This is a genomic window from Lentzea sp. DG1S-22 (assembly GCF_036321065.1).
Lineage (GTDB): Bacteria > Actinomycetota > Actinomycetes > Mycobacteriales > Pseudonocardiaceae > Lentzea > Lentzea jiangxiensis.
Map to the genome: position 1 here is coordinate 2043201 of NZ_CP143276.1, position 16335 is coordinate 2059535.

General features: G+C 70.6%; 14 protein-coding genes and 1 pseudogene. 8 read left to right on the top strand and 7 right to left on the bottom strand.

What is annotated here, in order from left to right; translation table 11 throughout:
- Positions 1-27 precede the first annotated feature (27 nt).
- The 5 genes and pseudogenes from V1227_RS40595 to V1227_RS09050 all read left to right on the top strand — a co-directional run bounded on the left by V1227_RS40595 (position 28) and on the right by V1227_RS09050 (position 4181).
- A complete protein-coding gene (locus V1227_RS40595) occupies positions 28-465 on the top strand; it encodes an alpha/beta fold hydrolase (RefSeq protein WP_442916471.1) in 438 nt (145 codons plus the stop codon).
- Positions 399-761 carry a BlaI/MecI/CopY family transcriptional regulator gene (locus tag V1227_RS09035; protein WP_329792055.1) on the top strand — a complete coding sequence of 121 codons (363 nt, stop codon included), beginning with the start codon at positions 399-401 and terminating at the stop codon, positions 759-761. The genes V1227_RS40595 and V1227_RS09035 overlap by 67 nt, the downstream gene beginning before the upstream one ends.
- Positions 758-1672 carry a M56 family metallopeptidase gene (locus tag V1227_RS09040; RefSeq protein WP_329792056.1) on the top strand — a complete coding sequence of 305 codons (915 nt, stop codon included), beginning with the start codon at positions 758-760 and terminating at the stop codon, positions 1670-1672. Before V1227_RS09035 ends, V1227_RS09040 begins: the two co-directional genes overlap by 4 nt.
- 20 nt (positions 1673-1692) lie before the next feature.
- Positions 1693-1827, top strand: a pseudogene (locus tag V1227_RS09045) (PIG-L family deacetylase); the annotation flags it as partial.
- A gap of 152 nt (positions 1828-1979) precedes the next feature.
- A complete protein-coding gene (locus V1227_RS09050) occupies positions 1980-4181 on the top strand; it encodes a DEAD/DEAH box helicase family protein (protein WP_329792057.1) in 2202 nt (733 codons plus the stop codon).
- A gap of 66 nt (positions 4182-4247) precedes the next feature.
- On the opposite strand, the gene V1227_RS09055 is transcribed toward V1227_RS09050, so the two are convergent.
- The 5 genes from V1227_RS09055 to V1227_RS09075 form a co-directional block, all read right to left on the bottom strand.
- Positions 4248-5462 (bottom strand): putative PEP-binding protein, encoded by a 1215-nt coding sequence (locus tag V1227_RS09055; RefSeq protein WP_329792058.1) that lies wholly within the window; start codon positions 5460-5462, stop codon positions 4248-4250.
- A gap of 131 nt (positions 5463-5593) precedes the next feature.
- Positions 5594-7420, bottom strand: coding sequence for an FAD/NAD(P)-binding protein (locus V1227_RS09060; protein WP_329792059.1), 1827 nt, complete (start codon positions 7418-7420; stop codon positions 5594-5596).
- Between the two features lie 153 nt (positions 7421-7573).
- A complete protein-coding gene (locus V1227_RS09065; RefSeq protein ID WP_329792060.1) occupies positions 7574-8638 on the bottom strand; it encodes a cobalamin-independent methionine synthase II family protein in 1065 nt (354 codons plus the stop codon).
- 127 nt (positions 8639-8765) lie between these two features.
- The gene (locus V1227_RS09070; protein WP_329792061.1) at positions 8766-9311 is read right to left on the bottom strand and encodes a DUF6239 family natural product biosynthesis protein; all 546 of its coding nucleotides are present in this window, start codon (positions 9309-9311) and stop codon (positions 8766-8768) included.
- Positions 9289-9855 (bottom strand): hypothetical protein, encoded by a 567-nt coding sequence (locus tag V1227_RS09075; RefSeq protein WP_329792062.1) that lies wholly within the window; start codon positions 9853-9855, stop codon positions 9289-9291. Before V1227_RS09075 ends, V1227_RS09070 begins: the two co-directional genes overlap by 23 nt.
- A gap of 168 nt (positions 9856-10023) precedes the next feature.
- Here V1227_RS09075 and V1227_RS09080 point away from each other — a divergent pair, with 168 nt between their 5' ends.
- The 3 genes from V1227_RS09080 to V1227_RS09090 are packed head-to-tail and all read left to right on the top strand — an operon-like array spanning position 10024 to position 13745.
- Positions 10024-11196: an acyl-CoA dehydrogenase family protein gene (locus V1227_RS09080; RefSeq protein ID WP_329792063.1), complete on the top strand. Its 1173-nt coding sequence runs from the start codon at positions 10024-10026 to the stop codon at positions 11194-11196.
- 21 nt (positions 11197-11217) lie between these two features.
- Positions 11218-11619: an SgcJ/EcaC family oxidoreductase gene (locus V1227_RS09085; protein WP_329792064.1), complete on the top strand. Its 402-nt coding sequence runs from the start codon at positions 11218-11220 to the stop codon at positions 11617-11619.
- Entirely contained in the window at positions 11577-13745 is a 2169-nt protein-coding gene (locus V1227_RS09090) for a helix-turn-helix transcriptional regulator (RefSeq protein ID WP_329792065.1), read from the top strand. The genes V1227_RS09085 and V1227_RS09090 overlap by 43 nt, the downstream gene beginning before the upstream one ends.
- Here the strand turns inward: V1227_RS09090 and V1227_RS09095 are convergent.
- Positions 13735-15126: an NDP-hexose 2,3-dehydratase family protein gene (locus tag V1227_RS09095; protein ID WP_329792066.1), complete on the bottom strand. Its 1392-nt coding sequence runs from the start codon at positions 15124-15126 to the stop codon at positions 13735-13737. The genes V1227_RS09090 and V1227_RS09095 overlap by 11 nt on opposite strands.
- Positions 15123-16226: a DegT/DnrJ/EryC1/StrS family aminotransferase gene (locus tag V1227_RS09100; protein ID WP_329792067.1), complete on the bottom strand. Its 1104-nt coding sequence runs from the start codon at positions 16224-16226 to the stop codon at positions 15123-15125. The genes V1227_RS09095 and V1227_RS09100 overlap by 4 nt, the downstream gene beginning before the upstream one ends.
- Between the last annotated feature and the right edge of the window lie 109 nt (positions 16227-16335).

The window sequence follows — 16335 nt, forward strand, 5'->3', positions numbered from 1 at the left end:
CTGGGCCACTTCCACGCTGAGGGGGCAGTGGCTCCACCTCCTCGACTGCGACGCCCTCGCGGCCGCTCACCGGCTGCTGACCTACGACCAGGACACGGGCGCTCGACGGGCCGCCCGATCGCCGACGACTACCGCGTCGAGAACTTCACGCTGGACCTGCTCGTCCTGCTGGACGAGCTGGACCTCGACGAGCCGATCGACTTCATGGGCTCGTCACTGGGCTGCCACGTGGCGTTGCGCGCCGCCATCGCGGCACCGGGCCGCTTCCGCCGACTCGTGCTGATCATCCCGCCGGTGGCGTGGGAGGAGGGCCCGGACCAGACGAACACAGGTGTTCGAGTTGATGGCTTGATCCGACCGCCGGGCATACTTCTCGTCCTGCGGGAAAGGGTGAAGCGATGCGTGGACTGGGTGAGCTGGAAGCCGCCGTCATGGACGTGCTCTGGCACGCCGGAGAACCGCTGAAGGTGCGCCAGGTGCTCGAACGTCTCGACACCGGCAAGCAACTCGCCTACACGACCGTGATGACCGTGCTGGACAACCTGCACCGCAAGGACTGGGTCGCCCGCGAACTCGAGGGCAAGGCCTACCGGTACGAGCCGACGATCAGCCGGGTCGAAGCGGCCTCGAACGCCGTGCGCGACATCCTCGTCGCCTCCGGCGACCCGGAAGCCGCCCTGCTGCACTTCGCGCAGTCGGCGACGGCCGAGGAGTCGGCCGTGCTGCGCAAGGCGTTCCGCCGCAAGGTCGCCGGGAAATGACCGTCGCCCTGGCCCTGCTGCTCGCGTCCGCCGCGGCCGGCTGGCTGGCGCCACCCCTGCTGCGGAGCCTGGGCGACCCGGTGGTCGCTCTCGTCGGGTGGCTCACGTCGATCGTCGCGGTGGTCGCCACCTCGGCCGTCGCGGTGGTCTTGCTCCTGCTGCCCGAGCACGGCCTCTCCACCCTGCACCACTGCTGGGAGTCGGTGGTCCACGGCGCCACCCCCACCGTCGAGGTGCTCAGCGGCATCACCGGCGGCGCCCTGCTGACCGGGCTGCTCGTCCGCTTCATCGTCGTCGGCGCGCGCGGCGCCCGCCGACGCGCCCGAGCCCGCGAGGAGCAGCTCGCGGTGCTCCGGCTCGCCGGACGACGAGAAGCCGGCGCGCCTGCGACCGTGTGGCTCGACCACGAACGCCCCCTGGCGTTCAGCCTCGCGGCCAAGCCCGGCATCGTGGTCGCCACGGAGGGACTTCACCTCCACCTGACCCCCGGCGAGGTCGACGCCGTCCTGGACCACGAACGAGCCCACCTCACCGGGCGCCACCACCTGCTGGTGGCCGCCGCGGACGCCGTCGCCACCGCGTTGCCCGTCCTGCCGCTGTTCAAGCGGGCGGGCAGCACGATCCGCGAGCTGGTCGAGATGTCGGCGGACCTGACCGCGGCCCGCACCCACGGCGCGGACACCGTCCGCACCGCCCTGCTGCGCGTCTCGTGCCACGGCGCCCCGAACTCGGCGCTCGCGATGGGCAGGGACGCGATCGACGCCCGGCTCGAACACCTGCGGCGGCGGCCCCGCACACCGAGCCGCGTGGGCAGAGTCCTCTCCAGCACGCTCACCGGCCTCACGGCCGTCGCACTCCCCCTCGCCACCGCTTCGACGACGATGTTCACGCTGATGCTGCTGACGTGCTGACATCCACTTCACTGGACGCCATGACCCGAACGCTTCTCGCGGTGCACGCCCATCCCGACGACGAGTCGACGTCCACCGGCGGCATCCTGGCCCACTACGCGTCGCTCGGCACCCGGATCGTGCTCGTGACGTGCACGAACGGCGAGCTCGGCGACGCGCCGGACGGTGCCAAGCCGTTCACACCCGCGCATGACCCCGCACGGGTCGCGGCGCACCGGTGCGTGTGCCTTGATCGAAACCCGGCGCTGTGGCCGCCGGGTCTCGATAACGTGACCATGTGACTGCTGACAGCCATGACGACGGTGCCGTGTCCAGACCCAGCCGTGCGGGCGCGGCCTGGTCGGCGCAGGACACCGCGGTTCTGGTGGACGGGATCCGGCGCGGGACGCCGCTGAACGAGCTGGCGCGAGCGTTGCAGCGCACGACCGGCGCCCTGCAGGCGCGCTGTCAGGCGCTCTTGCCCCCGCGACTGCGGCCTGCTTCGCGGGCGGATGCCGCAGCGGTGTTGCGCGAGCACCTGGCGGCCGATCCGGCTTTCGACGTGGCAGCGGGAAGCCCGAGCCGTACGTCGCGCCGGCATCGGCAGGACGGCCGCAGGACCGCTGCGATGCCGGTGCGGCTGAGCACCGAACAGCGGCGGATGATCGACGCGGTGCGGGCCGGGCGGGACGTCATCGTCGACGCGACGGTGGGATCGGGCAAGACCACGGCGATCCAGGCGTTGTGCACCGAGGTGGGCCGGAGCCGGAAAGTCCTGTACCTGACCTACAGCAAGCTGTTGAAGGCGGACGCACAACGCCGGGTGAGGCACGCGAAGGTGCAGAACTACCACGGCATCGTGTACCCCTCGCTGGTCGAGGCGGGCATCAGGTGCGGTATCGGCGAGTCGATCCGGCGGTTCAACGCGGCGTTCACCGAGCTCTCGGCGGGTTTCCCCAGGTTCGACCTGCTCGTGGTCGACGAGTACCAGGACATCAACGAGGAGTACGCGCAGCTCTTGCGCAACATCAAGTCGCTGAACCCGTCGATGCAGACCGTGCTGGTCGGCGACCTCGCCCAGAAGGTGCAGTCGAACACGACGCTGGACGTCCAGCGGTTCACCAGGGAGATCACCCGGCAGGCCGAGCTGATGCCGTTCACCCAGTCCTTCCGCGTCGGCCCGGAACTCGGAGCACTGCTCAGCGAGGCGTGGAACAAGCCTGTCGTCGGCGTCAACCGAGCGCAGACGATCCAGTACGTCTCCTACGACGAAGCGCTCGAGTTCATGGCGGCGAAAAGTCCCGGCGACCTGCTGTGCCTGGGCAGGCGCAACGGGCAGATGGCCGAGGCGTTGAACCACCTCGAACGCAAACACGGTGACGTCTTCAACAAGAAGACCGTCTACGCCTCCATCCGGGATGGCGACACCTCGGTGACCTACAACGACGACACCGCGGTGTTCACGACGTTCGACTCCAGCAAGGGCCTCGAACGGTCGGCGAGCGTGGTGTTCGACTACGACGAGACCACCTGGGACATGCGCTGCCGGTTCCCCGGCGTCGACAAGACCGTCCTGCGCAACGTCTTCCTGGTCGCGGCCTCCCGCGGGAAGAACGAAGTCGTCTTCGTGCGATCGGAACAGTCGCATCGGCAAGCCAGGAGCATCGGCTTCATCCCCGTGCAGCGGTTCACCGGGCTGCTGGACGACGCACTTCCGAAGTACGAGAAGCCGTTGCTGGCATCGGACTGCTTCGACTTCACCTATGCGGAGAACCTCCAGGCCTGTGTCGACCTGCTGGACCGGCAACGCCTCGACGACGGCACGGGCGAGGAGATCGACATCGACCGCGTCGACGGGCTGATCGACCTCTCCCCCGTGGTGGGGCACTACCAGGAGGCGGTGTTCTTCGACAGGTACAACCCGGCGGCCGAGGTGCTGCTGAACCCCAAACCGATCGCGAAGCGACTGCGCGCCCTGCTGAACGAGGACCCCTGGCACAACTCGCTGGTGCTGACCGCTGTCGACACGGACCAGATGCGCTACGCGGAACAGGTCACGCGGAAAGTGGGCGATGAGGTTCGTGACGCGGTGACGAGGCGGCTGGCGACACAGCTTCCCCGCGACTGCGAGGCACAGGTGTCGATGACCCTGTCGGGACTGGCTGTCGCCTCGTCCGCGGCGACGCCGATCACGTTCACGGGTGTCGCGGACGCCGTGCACGACGGCCGGGTCTTCGAGCTCAAGTTCGTCTCCGAGCTCGATCACGCCATGTTCCTGCAGCTGGCGCTCTACCTCGTCATGAGCGGGCACCGGACGGGCGTGCTGTGGAACACGCGCACCGATGAGCGCTGGGCGGTGCGGGTGCCTGACCGCGAAAGGTTCATGCACGCCGTCATCGTGTGCGTGACCAAACAGCGCTACCGGACCTTCCAGCCGGCGACACCACCGCAGCACCAGGTCGGCCGGCTTCGCGGGATCTCCGACGGCCTGCTCACCCGGCTGCGCCGGGCCGGACGGCCCTCGCGCTGATGCGGGAAACCCGAGCCGGTCGACGCGAACGAGCCCGGCGGGCACGAACGTCGACCGGCTTCCCTGTCAGGCGAGCAGTTCCACGGGTCCGGCCAGGTGCCGGAGCTCGGCGTTGCACATCATGAGCCGCTTGGCCGGAAGGTGCCGCAGGTAGTGGTCCACGTCGGCGCCGAGCGCGAACACGTGCACCGGTACGCCCGAGGCGCGGCCCGACTCGACGGTGTCGCGCAGCGCGGCCAGCACGGCCGGGTGCCGGGTCTGGTAGGTGGCGGCGACCCGGTGGTTGCCGCGGTCGGCCGCGAGGTAGAACTGGATCAGGTCCTTGGTGCCGACGAACAGCTCGCTGGCACCCGCCGCGCAGAACTCGGCCGCGGAGTGCACCGCGGCCGGTGTCTCCACGAAGACGCCGAGCGGGGTGTCGCCGGTCAGGGCGAGGTGGTCGCGCAGGCGCAGGAACTCGGTGCTGTCGTTGATGAACGGCACCGCGAAGCTCAGCCGGTCCGCGGCCGCGCCGAAGTGGTCGGCCACGTGGGCGCGCAGCGAGCGGAACGCGGTCGGGTAGTGGCGTTCGGCGAGCAACCACCGGGCTCCGTGCAGGCCCATCTCGGGGTTGGGCTCGGCGTCCACCTCGGCCCCGGCGGTCATCCGTGCGGCGTCGTCGGAGCGGAGGTCGAGCAGCCGCATGACGAGTCGTTGCCCCGGAAGGAGTTCCTCCACCATCGAGTGCAGTTCCGCCGCGACGGCGACGCCGTAGCGCTCGGCCTCGCGCGGCCCGGCGCGGAGGGCGTCGACCGGGCTCAGGCCCGCGCTGAGGCACAGGAACTCCTCGCGGATGAAGTAGCTGTCCACGTGCGGGGTGAGGTCGTTGGTGGAGCGGATGTCCGAGGCGTCGGCGATGACCACGCAGATCGACTCGACGTCGCCGAGGCCCGAGATGGAGGGTTTCACCTGTGGCTGCACGTGTTCGGCGTTGCCGTGGAGGACCACGCCGCGGTCGAGCCGGATGGTGATGTCGCCGGCGAGCGCGTCCAGGTCGTGCGGGTCGACGCGCAGGACGGGGATGCCGCGGGAGCGGCACAGCGACTGCATGTGGCCGGTCCGGCCGCCTCGTGCGCAGATCACGGCAGCGGACGACAGGATGGCGTCGTAGAGGTGCGGGCCGAGTTCACCGGTCAGCAGGACAGCGCCGGCGACGGGTTCCCCCGTTCGGTTGCAGGTGCCGCGGACGGTCTTGAGGGGTCCGCCGACCAGTACGTCCGCACGTGTTTCGCGAAGGTTCACAGGCGTCCTTCCACCACTCCCGGGCCGGAGCGCCGCGGTCGGCAGGGCGTGGGCGGCGCACTCCGGATCGTGTCGAGGATCGCAGCCGCCGAACCGGCCGCGCATCTTCCGGAATGCCCGGTGCCCGCGCGTCAGCCGGTGGGCGTGGCCGGCTCGTCGAGTCCCAGCAGGGAGCGGAGGTCCCTCGGTGTCACCGACAGGTCGTTGAGCTTCGTCGCGGCCACCGCGTTCACCGCGAACCGGAGCGTGGTCGTCGCGAGCCCGCCGTCACCGGCCAACGACTCTCGTGCGGCCGCCAGGCTCTCGTCGAGGCGCAGTGCCAGTTCCTCGCGGTCACGCCGCCGTCGAGCGGCCATCCTGCGCGCTTCGAGCGAGACCGCGCGTGCGAACGCCGGTGCGGCCAGGTCCGCTGCCCCGTCACCGGCCCGGTCGTCGTAGCAGGACTCGAGCCGGCGCAACACGTCCGCGGCGACACCGACGGAGTGGTTCTTGATCGCGGCGAGGTTGAACGCGAACGCGCCCATGCGGCCGTACCGCACGATTTCGTCGCCCTCGCGGGGACCGCCGACCACCGAGATCGGGCCGGACGGGACACCGGCCGGGCCGAGCAGGACACCGGTCTCGTCCACCTCCACCCCGCGGCCGGTGCGCCCGTGCCGCACGGCCAGGCCGCGCGCGAGCAGGTTCGTCCACAGAGGAGAACCGGCTCGCTCGTAGTCCGGCTCCCGGCCGAAGTTCGAGATGACCAGGTCCGCCTCGACCGTCCGGTCCGAGTCCTGTGTGGACACGGTGAGCGCCAGCGTGCCGTTGCCGGTGTCGGCGATCCGGGTCACCTTCCCGGTCGTGACGGTGATCTGCCCGTCATCGGTCATCGCCGCGTCGACGACCTCGGTCGTGTACGCCACGGCGCTCACCCGCAGGGTGGCGAGCACGCTGCCGTAGCCGTCGAGGAGCGCGCGCAGATCGGCTGTCGGCACGCAGCGCAGGAGTTCGGGCAGGTGGGGCTCCCAGGACTTGGCGACCCGTTCGGTCACCACCGCCGGTGCCACGTCGGGGTGCTTCTCGGCCACGACGGCGCAGGCCCGTTCCCATTCGTCCTTCACGCGCCGGACCAGGTCACCGGGTCCTTCGTAGTCGCCGCGCAACCGCGGCGGGGGCAGGTCGAGCACCTGGTGGCGGTGGTCCGGCGGGTAGGTGCGGATCGTCAGACCGGACCGCGAGATCATGTGGATCTTCCCGGTGTGCCCGCGACGCAGGAGCAGCGCCGCGGAGTCGTAGCCGGTGAGCAGGGTGCCGATGATCGCGACGACGGCGTCCGGCCGCACGGCCTGCACGCGTTCGACCCCCGCGGCGGAGTAGGGGTGCCGGACGAACGACGGGTGGTCCAGCACCTCGGCCGCGAACGGGTGCGTCCGCTGCTCCAGGCCTGTCGCGATGACGAGGTGGTCGGCTCGCAGGCGCACCCGCGACGACCCGGTGTCACCGGGCGGCGCGGGTTCGCGTGGCAGGGCGAAGTCCTCCACGACGACGTGCACGTCACCGGCGTCGACGGTCACGTCGACCACCTCGCCGTCGACCTCGGTCAGCGTCACGCCCGCCGACGCCTCGCGCGCGGCTTCGGCGAGGCGGTCGGCGAGGTAGTCGGCGTAGATCCGGCGCGGCGCGGGCCCGGACTCGGTGAACGTGACGTCACGCCACTCCGGCGCCCAGCCGGTCCGGTCCGCGCTGGTGTTGGCCCACGTCACGAAGTCGTCGACGTCCTCGCGGAACATCGACATGCGCCCGGCCTGGATGTTGAAGACGTGGTGCCAGGGGTTGCCCGCCGGGTGGTAGGCCACGCCGGCGTTGCGGTGCTCCGGGTTGCGCTCGACCAGCACGACCTGCAGTGGTTCTCTGGCGAAACGCAGGAGCCGGACCGCGGTGGCGGTGCCACCGAGTCCCGCTCCGACGATGACCACCCGCCGGGATCTGTCGGAGAATCGCACCCTGGTCGTCACTCCTGTTCGCACGACTCGGCCGGCTCCCGGCCACGGCTTCGGCTCGCGGTGGGCCGGAGAGCTCACCGGTTCTGGACGTCTTGCACGATCACCGCGTGCCCGGCGGGCGTCGCGTCAGACGCCGAGTGCTTCCGCCGCAAGGGCGGTGCCCTCCACTCGTGCGGCGATCTTGGCGAAAGCGGTGTCCCGGGAGGTCGAGGTGTCGTCGGCGAACGGCGAGAAGCCGCAGTCGTCGCAGGTCCCCAGGCGGTCGGCGGGAAGGAAGCGGGCCGCCTCCAGAACGCGGTCGCGCACGACCTCCGGCGTCTCGACGCGCGGGTCGATGGGGTCGATCACGCCGAGGAACACGACAGCGCCGGCCGGGGCGTGGTCGCCGATGATCCGCAGCACCCGTTCGCGGTCGGGCTCGCTGGCCAGTTGGAGGTAGAACCGGCCCGCGTTCAGCGCAAAGAGGTCGGGCAGGAGTTCCGCGTAGTCGACGTCGAGGCTGTGGGTCGAGTCCTGGTCGCCACCGGGGCAGGTGTGGACGCCGATGCGTGCGCGTTCCTCGTCGGAGAAGCGGTCGAGCACCTGGTTGTTCAGTTCCACGAAGCTGCGCAGCAGGCCGCGGCTCGGGTCGAGTTTGAGCGACAGCCTGCCCTCGGTGAAGTCCAGCTGGACCGAGGCGGCGCCGGCGTCGAGGCAGCGGCGGATGTCGGCCTCGCTCTGGTCGACGAGGTCGGCGAGGAATTCCTCGCGCGGATAGTCGGCGAGCCCGTCGGAGGGGTAGAGCAGGCTCAGGGCGGAAGGCGCGATCACCGCTTGTTTGACCGGCAGGTCGGTGTGGTGCGAAACCGCGCGGAGGTACTTCTCCGCGAATGACGCGTAGCGGAAAGGACCTCCGGTCAGGCGCGGAAGCCGGCGGGTGTGCCCGTCCGCGAACGGGATGACCGCCCCGTCACCGGCCAAGGACGTGGCGCCGTCGAGCGGGTAGGTCGCGAAGCTCGACTTCGCCTGTTCGCCGTCGGTGACCACGGGTGAACCGGTGGCCTCGAAACGGCGGACGGTGTCGGCGATCGCCCGCTGCGTCAAAGCGTCGAGTTCGGCCTTCCCCAGCCGGCCGGAAGCGAACGCGGACAGTCCCTCGACGAGTTCGGGGGAACGGGGAATGCTGCCGATCGGCTCGGTGGGAATGGGCAAGGCTCCCCCTTGGTGCGAGGTGCGGACAGACCGGGAATTTCGCCCGAAAACTAGCAGTGCGATCACGGACGAACATCGATGCACAATGTTCGCCACCCGTGTGGTGGATCAAACTGCCGGTTGCCGGCTACAACGAGCCACCTGCCGCCACCGATCCCGTGAACGCCACCACCGACAGTGCGAGTGCCCCCGCGGCCACTCGCAGGACGACACGGCCGGCGCGTGATCTCGGCACGCAGAACGTCATCCACGACACCGCGGTCAGCGCCGCCAGGAAGGCGCCGGGCTGGTCGGCCGGAGCACGGATCACCGCCGTCACGAACGCGGCGGCCACCAGCCACGGCGCCACGACCACGACCCGTGCGATCAGGTGCGGGCCGCGCCACCAGAGGACGAACGGGACGATGCCCGCGGCGAGCAGGACCACGATCGCCTGCGGTGGCAGCGCGAACGACGGGAGGAGCAGCATCGCCACCAGGAACGTCGTGGTCGACGCGCCCGTCACCAGCAGCGCGTCGATCCGGCGCGGAGGTGGCGTCACGATCCGCATGAGCGCGAACCCCGCCACCGCCGGAACCGAGAGGTAGCCGATCAGGTAGAGCAGCACGGGCCCGAACAGCACCGGCACCGTCGAGCCGTGGTCGTGCACGTCAGGCCGCCGCGCCGACCGCACAGGTGCAGCGCATCTCCGCCCTGTCCTGCGGGGAGGGCCGCATGTGGAAGTACATGGCGACCACCATCGGCACGAACACGATCAGGTTGTAGAAGAGGTGCAGCTCCACCCGCGGCAGCACCAGCTGCAAAATGCTGACCGGTACCGGGCCGCCGAGCAGGTTTCGTCCCGTCAGCGCCTGCACCAGCAGCAGCAAATGCTCGAAGTGGTGCCAGAACTGGATCCACAGAGCGGTCTTCCACCATTTCTTCGCACGGCCGGTGAATCCCGGAGCCAGCACGAAGAAGCCGATCAGCATGATGACCGCGTAGCCGTAGTGCATCCATTCGGACGTCACCAGCCACGGAATCCACAGGCCGAGCACACCGCCCGCCTGCGGACGCGGCCAGCCCAGCACGAACACCTGGATCGCCTGCACGATGTGCTCGGCCCAGTGCGCGATCACCACGAATGCGAAGAGGTTGAGCGCGAGACGGTGCCAGCGGTCGTTGAGTGAGCCGGGCGCGGACCGCGCCCCGGCGTGAGTCGTCATGGTCAGCTCCATCTTCGAAGTCGCCGAGCGAGCCGGACGTTACTGCGCGGTCCGCGAAGTTCCTTCTTCCAGATTGCGCAGATCGCGGTGGCGATTCTGCAATTCGAGAGAAGCGCTCGGGCACTGCGCGCTGACAGGATCGGCGAGCGGGACATCCACACACACTTTTCGGAGGACAGGTTGAACTCCCAGTCGCGCACGGAATTCGTGCAGAACGCCTCGAAACTCGTTCCGCTGCTGCAGTCGCACGCGTTGTGGCACGAGGAGAACCGCCGCCTCCACGACGACGTCGTCGACGCCATGACCGAGGCCGGTCTCTACCGGATGCGCGTGCCCAGGCGGTACGGCGGCCTCGAGACCGACGCCGGCACGACGTTCGAGACGATCAGCCAGCTCGCGCTCGGCGACGGGTCGGCGGCCTGGAACGTCTCGGTGAACGCGGTCAGCTGCTGGCTCGCCGGCCTCTTCCCGGACTCCGTGCAGGACGAGGTGTTCGCCGACCCCGACTCGCGGGTGTGCTCGGTGCTCAGCCCGACGGCGATGGCGACCCCGCGCGACGGCGGCGTGGTGATCAAGGGCGGCTGGCAGTTCGTCAGCAACGCGCTGCACAGCAAGTGGCAGGTCGTCCTCGCCATGGGGCCGACCCCCGACGGCAGCAGCCTCTGGCCGTTGATGGCCGTCGTGCCCATGTCCGACCTCAAGATCGTGGACGACTGGCACCCCTACGGGCTGCGTGGCACCGGCAGCGTCACCACCGTCGCGGAGGACGTGTTCGTTCCGGCGGAACGCGTCCTGCCGCTGGTCCTGGTGCTGCAGGGCCAGTACGCCTCGCAGGCCAACGCGGGGGCGCCGATGTTCCGGGCGCCGCTGATGGTCACGGGCTCGGCGACGTTCACCGGCACCGCGATCGGCCTCGCGAACGCGGCCAGGGAGAACTTCTTCGACCGCCTGCCCAACCGCAAGATCACCTACACGAAGTACGAGAGCCAGCGCGAGGCTCCCATCACCCACCTGCAGGTCGCCGAGGCCGCCATGAAGATCGACGAGGCGACGTTCCAGGCCACCCGCCTCGCCGAGCACATCGATGCACGGCAGGCAGACGAGCCGTGGTCCGTGCACGAGCGTGCACGCGCACGGGTCGCTCTCGGCCGCGTGTTCGACCTGTCGAAGCAGGCGGTGGAGGTGCTGGCCACCGCGAGCGGCGGCTCGTCGCTCTACAACACCGTGCCCATCCAGCGGATCCTCCGCGACGTCCAGGCCCTCAACATGCACGCGCTCATGCACCCCAACACCAACTACGAGCTGTACGGGCGAGTGCTCTGCGGCCTCGAACCGAACACGGACTACCTCTGACCCAGCCGGAAAGGACACACCATGTCGGTCACCGAACTCGGTGCGGAGCAGATGCACGAGCTGCCCGCCAAGATGATCGAGACCTGGGCCACCAACGACGGCGCGGCGTTCAGCGAACTGTTCACCGAGGACGCCACCCTGATCCTGCCGAACGACATCTTCCTGCGCGGCCGTGACGGCATCCGCGGGTTCATGACGCAGGCGTTCGGCGGTCCTTACCGGGGCACCCGCGTGTTCGGCGAGCCGCTCGACGCGCGCTACCTCGGCGAGGACGCCGGCGTGATCGTCACCCAGGGCGGCGTGCTCGCACCCGGCGACACGGCGGTCGCGCCGGAACGCGCGATCAGGGCGACCTGGGTGCTGGCCAGGCAGGACGGCCGATGGCTGATCGCCGCGTACCAGAACACCCCGATCAACGCCTGACCAGATCCGTGCCCCGCCGGTCGAACGGCGGTTCCCGGTGGGGCACGGATTCCCACCCCCTGCTCGAACGCGACTCGGCGCTGCGGGCGGTGCTGTCCGGTCCACCCCAGGTCGTCGTCAGCGGCGGCCTCGGGTGCGGACGCACCGCCCTGCTGCGTGCGGCGCTCGAACGGACGACGGCACAGGTGGTGGCCGCCACCGCCGTCAGGTCCGAGCGGACTGTCGCGCACGGCGTCGCGCACCAGCTGGCACCGCACCTCTCACGGTCGCGGCCCACGCTGGTCGCGGTCGACGACGTGCAGCACGCGGATCCCGAGTCCGTCGACTTCCTGGTGTGGCTGCGCCGTTTTCCGAACATGCGCGTAGTCGTGACGCACGCGGCGACGGACTCCCCTCATCGCGCCGAGCTGTCGACGTGGGCCCGGGTCTGGCTGCGTCCGCTCGCCGCGGAGTCGCACGGGCCCAGCGGCGGCAACCCGGCGCTGCTGGCAGCGTTGCGCGAGGACGGCGGCCAGGTCGGTCCCGTGACGCGCAGGACGTTCCTGGACCTGGTGCGCGGCAACGACCCCGAGCTGTTCGAGGTCGCGTGCGGACTCGCGGTGCTCGGTCGTCGCACCGCTCTCCTCGGCAGGTTGACCGAGCGGCATCCGCAGGCCGCCACCGCGCTCACCGCGGTGCTCACCGACAGCGGGCTGCACGACGGCACCCGGTTCCGCCTCCCCGGAGCGGAGGAGATCCTGCTCGGCGCGCTCGCCCCCGCGGAGGCCGTCGCGCTGCACCGCCGTGCCGCGGAACTGCTGCACGACCTGGGCGCACCGGACGCCGAAGTCGCCGAGCACTGCGTTGCCGCACAATCGGTTGACGCCTCCACGGGCGGGATTCCGCTGCTGCGGCGGGCGGCACGGACCGCAACGCCCGCGTTCGCCGCCGAGTACCTGCGGCTCGCGCTGAGAACCCGCGACGACGAAGCCGTGCGCGTCGAGCTCGGCCGGGCTCAGTGGCACACCGACCCGGCCGCAGCGGTGCGCACCCTGCTCCCCTGCACCGCCGACGATCCCGTGGTGCTGCGAGCGCGGTGGTGGCAGGGCGACTTCTCCCCCGCGCCGCCCGCCCACCCGACCCCGGAGCTGTCGTTGTGCCACGAGTTCCTGACCGGACGGCCGTTGCTGCCGGTCGACCCCGAGGCCGTGCTGCGACGACGTGGGCCGGACACCGCGCCGGAAGCTCTCGCCCAGGCGCTGCGGCTGGCCGGACCCCGCCACTGGCGGACGGCTCCCGCGGGCGAAACCTCCGTCACCCTGCTCGCGTTGCTCGACGCCGTCCGGGCGGAGGACCGCTGGCACCGGGGTGACGTCGTGGGCGCGGCCGAAGCCGCCGAGTCCGCGCTGGGCCGCCTGGCCCCGGACGGCTGGGGCGCCGCCCTCGGGTTCCCGCTGCGGTTCGCGCTGCTCGCCGATGCCGCGCTCGGCAGGGAGTCCGGCCCGCGCCCCGTGCCGGACGCCGTGTCCCACAGCGTCTTCTGGCTGCCGTACCTGCGGGCTCGAGGCCACCACCACCTCGCGCTGGGCCGGCCGCACGCGGCGCTCGACGACTTCACGGCGTGCGCGGACCGGCTGGGTGCGGCCGAGGCGAGGATCGCGCTCGGGCAGCCGGGAAAGGCGACAGCGCTCCTGGAGGAGGAGATCACGGCCGCGACGGACCCCCGCACGACCGGGATCGCGTTGCGGCTGCTCGCCGGGGTCTCGGCCGGCGCGGACCGGACGAGGCTGCTGCGCGACGCGGTGCGCAGGCTGGAGCACGCCGGTGATCACCTGGAGCTGTCCCGCGCGCTCGCCGACCTCGGCCACGACCGGCACCAGCGCGGTGCGCTGCGCGAAGCCCGCCTGCTCGGCAGGAGGGCCCGGCGGGAGTCAGGGCTGCCCGGCGAACCCGTTGCGGCGCCGGCGATCCTCAGCGCCGCGGAGCGCAAGGTCGCCGCACTGGCGTCCGCGGGGCACAGCAACCGCGAGATCGCCCGCAGGTTGTACGTGACCGTCAGCACCGTCGAGCAGCACCTCACCCGCGTCTACCGCAAGCTCGGGATCGCGGGACGGGAAGACCTCCCGCGCGAGCTGCTCACGAGGTGAGGCTGTGCAGGCACGCCACCAGCGTCCGGGCCTGGACGTTGACGTAGTGGCTGTGCCGCAGCAGGCCCACGAGCTGGTGCGGCACCACCCAGCGGAAGTCGGGGTGCTCCAGGTCCTCGTCCACCTCGATGATCACGTACCGCGTGCGCGGGTGGAAGAACCGGCCGCCCTCCTCCGAGAGCACCGCGTCGAAGCGGATCGACGACGCCGGGGCGTTCAGCGCGAGGTCCAGGAACGGCGGACGGGCGGCCGCGGGCAGGACGTCGAAGTTCGCCGGCGTGCACTGCACCGTCGGCGAAAGCTCGGCCACGTCCAGGAAGCCCGGTTCGGCGCTCGCGCGCACGAACGCGTGCAGCACGCCGCCGATCCTGCGCACCACCAACGCGGCCAGACCCGTGCCGTGCGGTTCGATCATCGGCTGGGTCCACGTGCGCACCTCGCGTCCGCTCGCCCGCACCTCGACCGCCATCACGTCGAAGAACCTGCCGGTCTCGTGGGTGATCGCGTACTCGGTGCGGTGCCAGTCGCGCACCTCGTGCAGTGGAATCAACTTGGTGCGCAACTCGGTGCGCACCCGCACGTCCGTGATCCACCGCAGGATCTCGTCCTCGCTGTGCACGCCGCGCACAGCGGGCCCGCACGACCGCGCGACCACGTCGCGGAACCCGTCGCCCGTGCCGGAGAGCTCACCGGCGCCGGTGAACGGCAGGCACGACAGCACGGTCCGCGCGTCCATGTTGACCAGGTCGTCGACGAGCAGCAGCCGGTGGACCTGGCCTAGCGTGAGCCAGCAGAAACCGTCCAGCAGCTCGACGTCCTCGCTCACCGACACGATCATGTTCCGGTTGCGCTTGCGGTAGAACCACGCGCCCTGCTCCGACTGCCGCACGTCGGCGACGACGGTGTGCCGGGAGGTGTCGCGGAAGTAGTCGAGGTAGGGCACGTCCTGGCCGCCGTGCACCCTCGTGTAGTTGCTGCGGGTGGCCTGCACGGTGGGCGAGAGCTGCAGGCCGTTGGGGTTGCCCGGTTCCGGCTTCGCCTGCATGAGCAGGTGCAGGCGGCCGCCGAACTCCTTGACCAGGATCCCGAGGATGCCGACCTCGGGCTGGTTGATGATCGGCTGGGTCCAGTGCGGGACGGCGTTGCCCGGCATGTCGACGTCGAGGCCGTTGACGGTGAAGAACTTGCCGCTGGCGTGCACGATGTCGCCGCTGCCCGGCAGGGTGTACCAGCCGTCGAGGGCGTCCAGCGGGATCCGGCGGGTGTGCGTGTAGCACTGCTCCGCGAGCCCGGCGAACCAGCGGTGGAAGTCCGGCAGGTCGAGGTGCGCGCCCTCGACGTCGTGCGCGGACAACGCGATCTGCGTGGAGATGCTCGTCATCGGAGCACCTCGTGCAGCGCGTCGATCACCTTGTCCTGCACGGACGGGTCGAGCGAGGGGTACATGGGCAGCGAGAAGATCTGCTTGGCCAGTGCCTCGGTCACCGGCAACGAGCCGGTCGCGTAGCCGAGGTGGTCGAAGCCGGTCATCGTGTGGACGGGCCACGGGTAGCTGATGTTGAGGAAGATGTCGCGGGACCGGAGCTCCTCGATGATCCGGTCCCGGTCCGGGTGGCGGACCACGTAGACGTAGTAGACGTGCTCGTTGCCGTCGGCGACGTGCGGCAGCACGAGCTCGGTGTCCGCCAGGCCTTCGGCGTACCGCCGGGCGACGGCCCGGCGGCCCGCCAGGTAGGTGTCGAGGCGGCGGAGCTTGCGGCGCAGGATCTCGGCGTGCACCTCGTCGAGCCGGCTGTTGTGGCCCGGGGTCTCCACGACGTAGTACCGCTCGGCCATGCCGTAGTAGCGCAGCCGCCGCAGCCGTTCCTCGACCTTGTCGTCCGAGGTGATCACCGCGCCGCCGTCGCCGTACGCGCCGAGGACCTTGGTGGGGTAGAAGGAGAACGCCGCCGCCTCGCCCATGCCGCCGGCGATCCGCCCGTGGTGGGTGGCGCCGTGAGCCTGGGCGACGTCCTCCAGGACCGGGATGCCGTGCGCCTCCGCCAGCGCCTGCAGCGGCGCCATGTCCACGCACTGGCCGTAGAGGTGCACGGGCAGCAGGCACTTCGTCCGCGGGGTGATCGCGGCGGCCACCTGGCTCACGTCCATCAGGTAGTCCGACGGGCGCACGTCGACGAACACCGGTGTGGCGCCCACCGAGTCGATGGCGACCACGGTCGGTGCCGCCGTGTTCGACACGGTGATGACCTCGTCGCCCGGCCCGACCTGCAACGCCCTGAGCGCGAGCACGAGCGCGTTCGTCCCGTTGTCGACGCCGACGCAGTGCCGCACGCCGTGGTAGGCGGCGAAATCGGACTCGAACCCGGCGACGCTGTCGCCGAGGACCAGCCGGCCGGAGCGGAACACGCCGTCCACCGCGTCGAGGATGTCGTCGCGCTCGGCTTCGTACTCAGCCAGGTAATCCCACACCGACGTTCCCACGGCGCTACCTCCGAGTGTGTTTCCGGCGAATCACCACAATTAGATTCACGAGCGCCCCGGCACCCAACCCCTACTACCCCCTACCGCCCCGCGAAGCGCATTATCGAAC

Coding starts and splice junctions, on each gene's coding strand:
- V1227_RS09035 (WP_329792055.1), top strand. CDS start 399: ATGCGTGGACTGGGTGAGCTGGAAGCCGCCGTCATGGACGTGCTCTGG.
- V1227_RS09040 (WP_329792056.1), top strand. CDS start 758: ATGACCGTCGCCCTGGCCCTGCTGCTCGCGTCCGCCGCGGCCGGCTGG.
- V1227_RS09075 (WP_329792062.1), bottom strand. CDS start 9,855: ATGGAGCTGACCATGACGACTCACGCCGGGGCGCGGTCCGCGCCCGGC.
- V1227_RS09085 (WP_329792064.1), top strand. CDS start 11,218: ATGTCGGTCACCGAACTCGGTGCGGAGCAGATGCACGAGCTGCCCGCC.
- V1227_RS09090 (WP_329792065.1), top strand. CDS start 11,577: ATGGCTGATCGCCGCGTACCAGAACACCCCGATCAACGCCTGACCAGA.
- V1227_RS09095 (WP_329792066.1), bottom strand. CDS start 15,126: ATGACGAGCATCTCCACGCAGATCGCGTTGTCCGCGCACGACGTCGAG.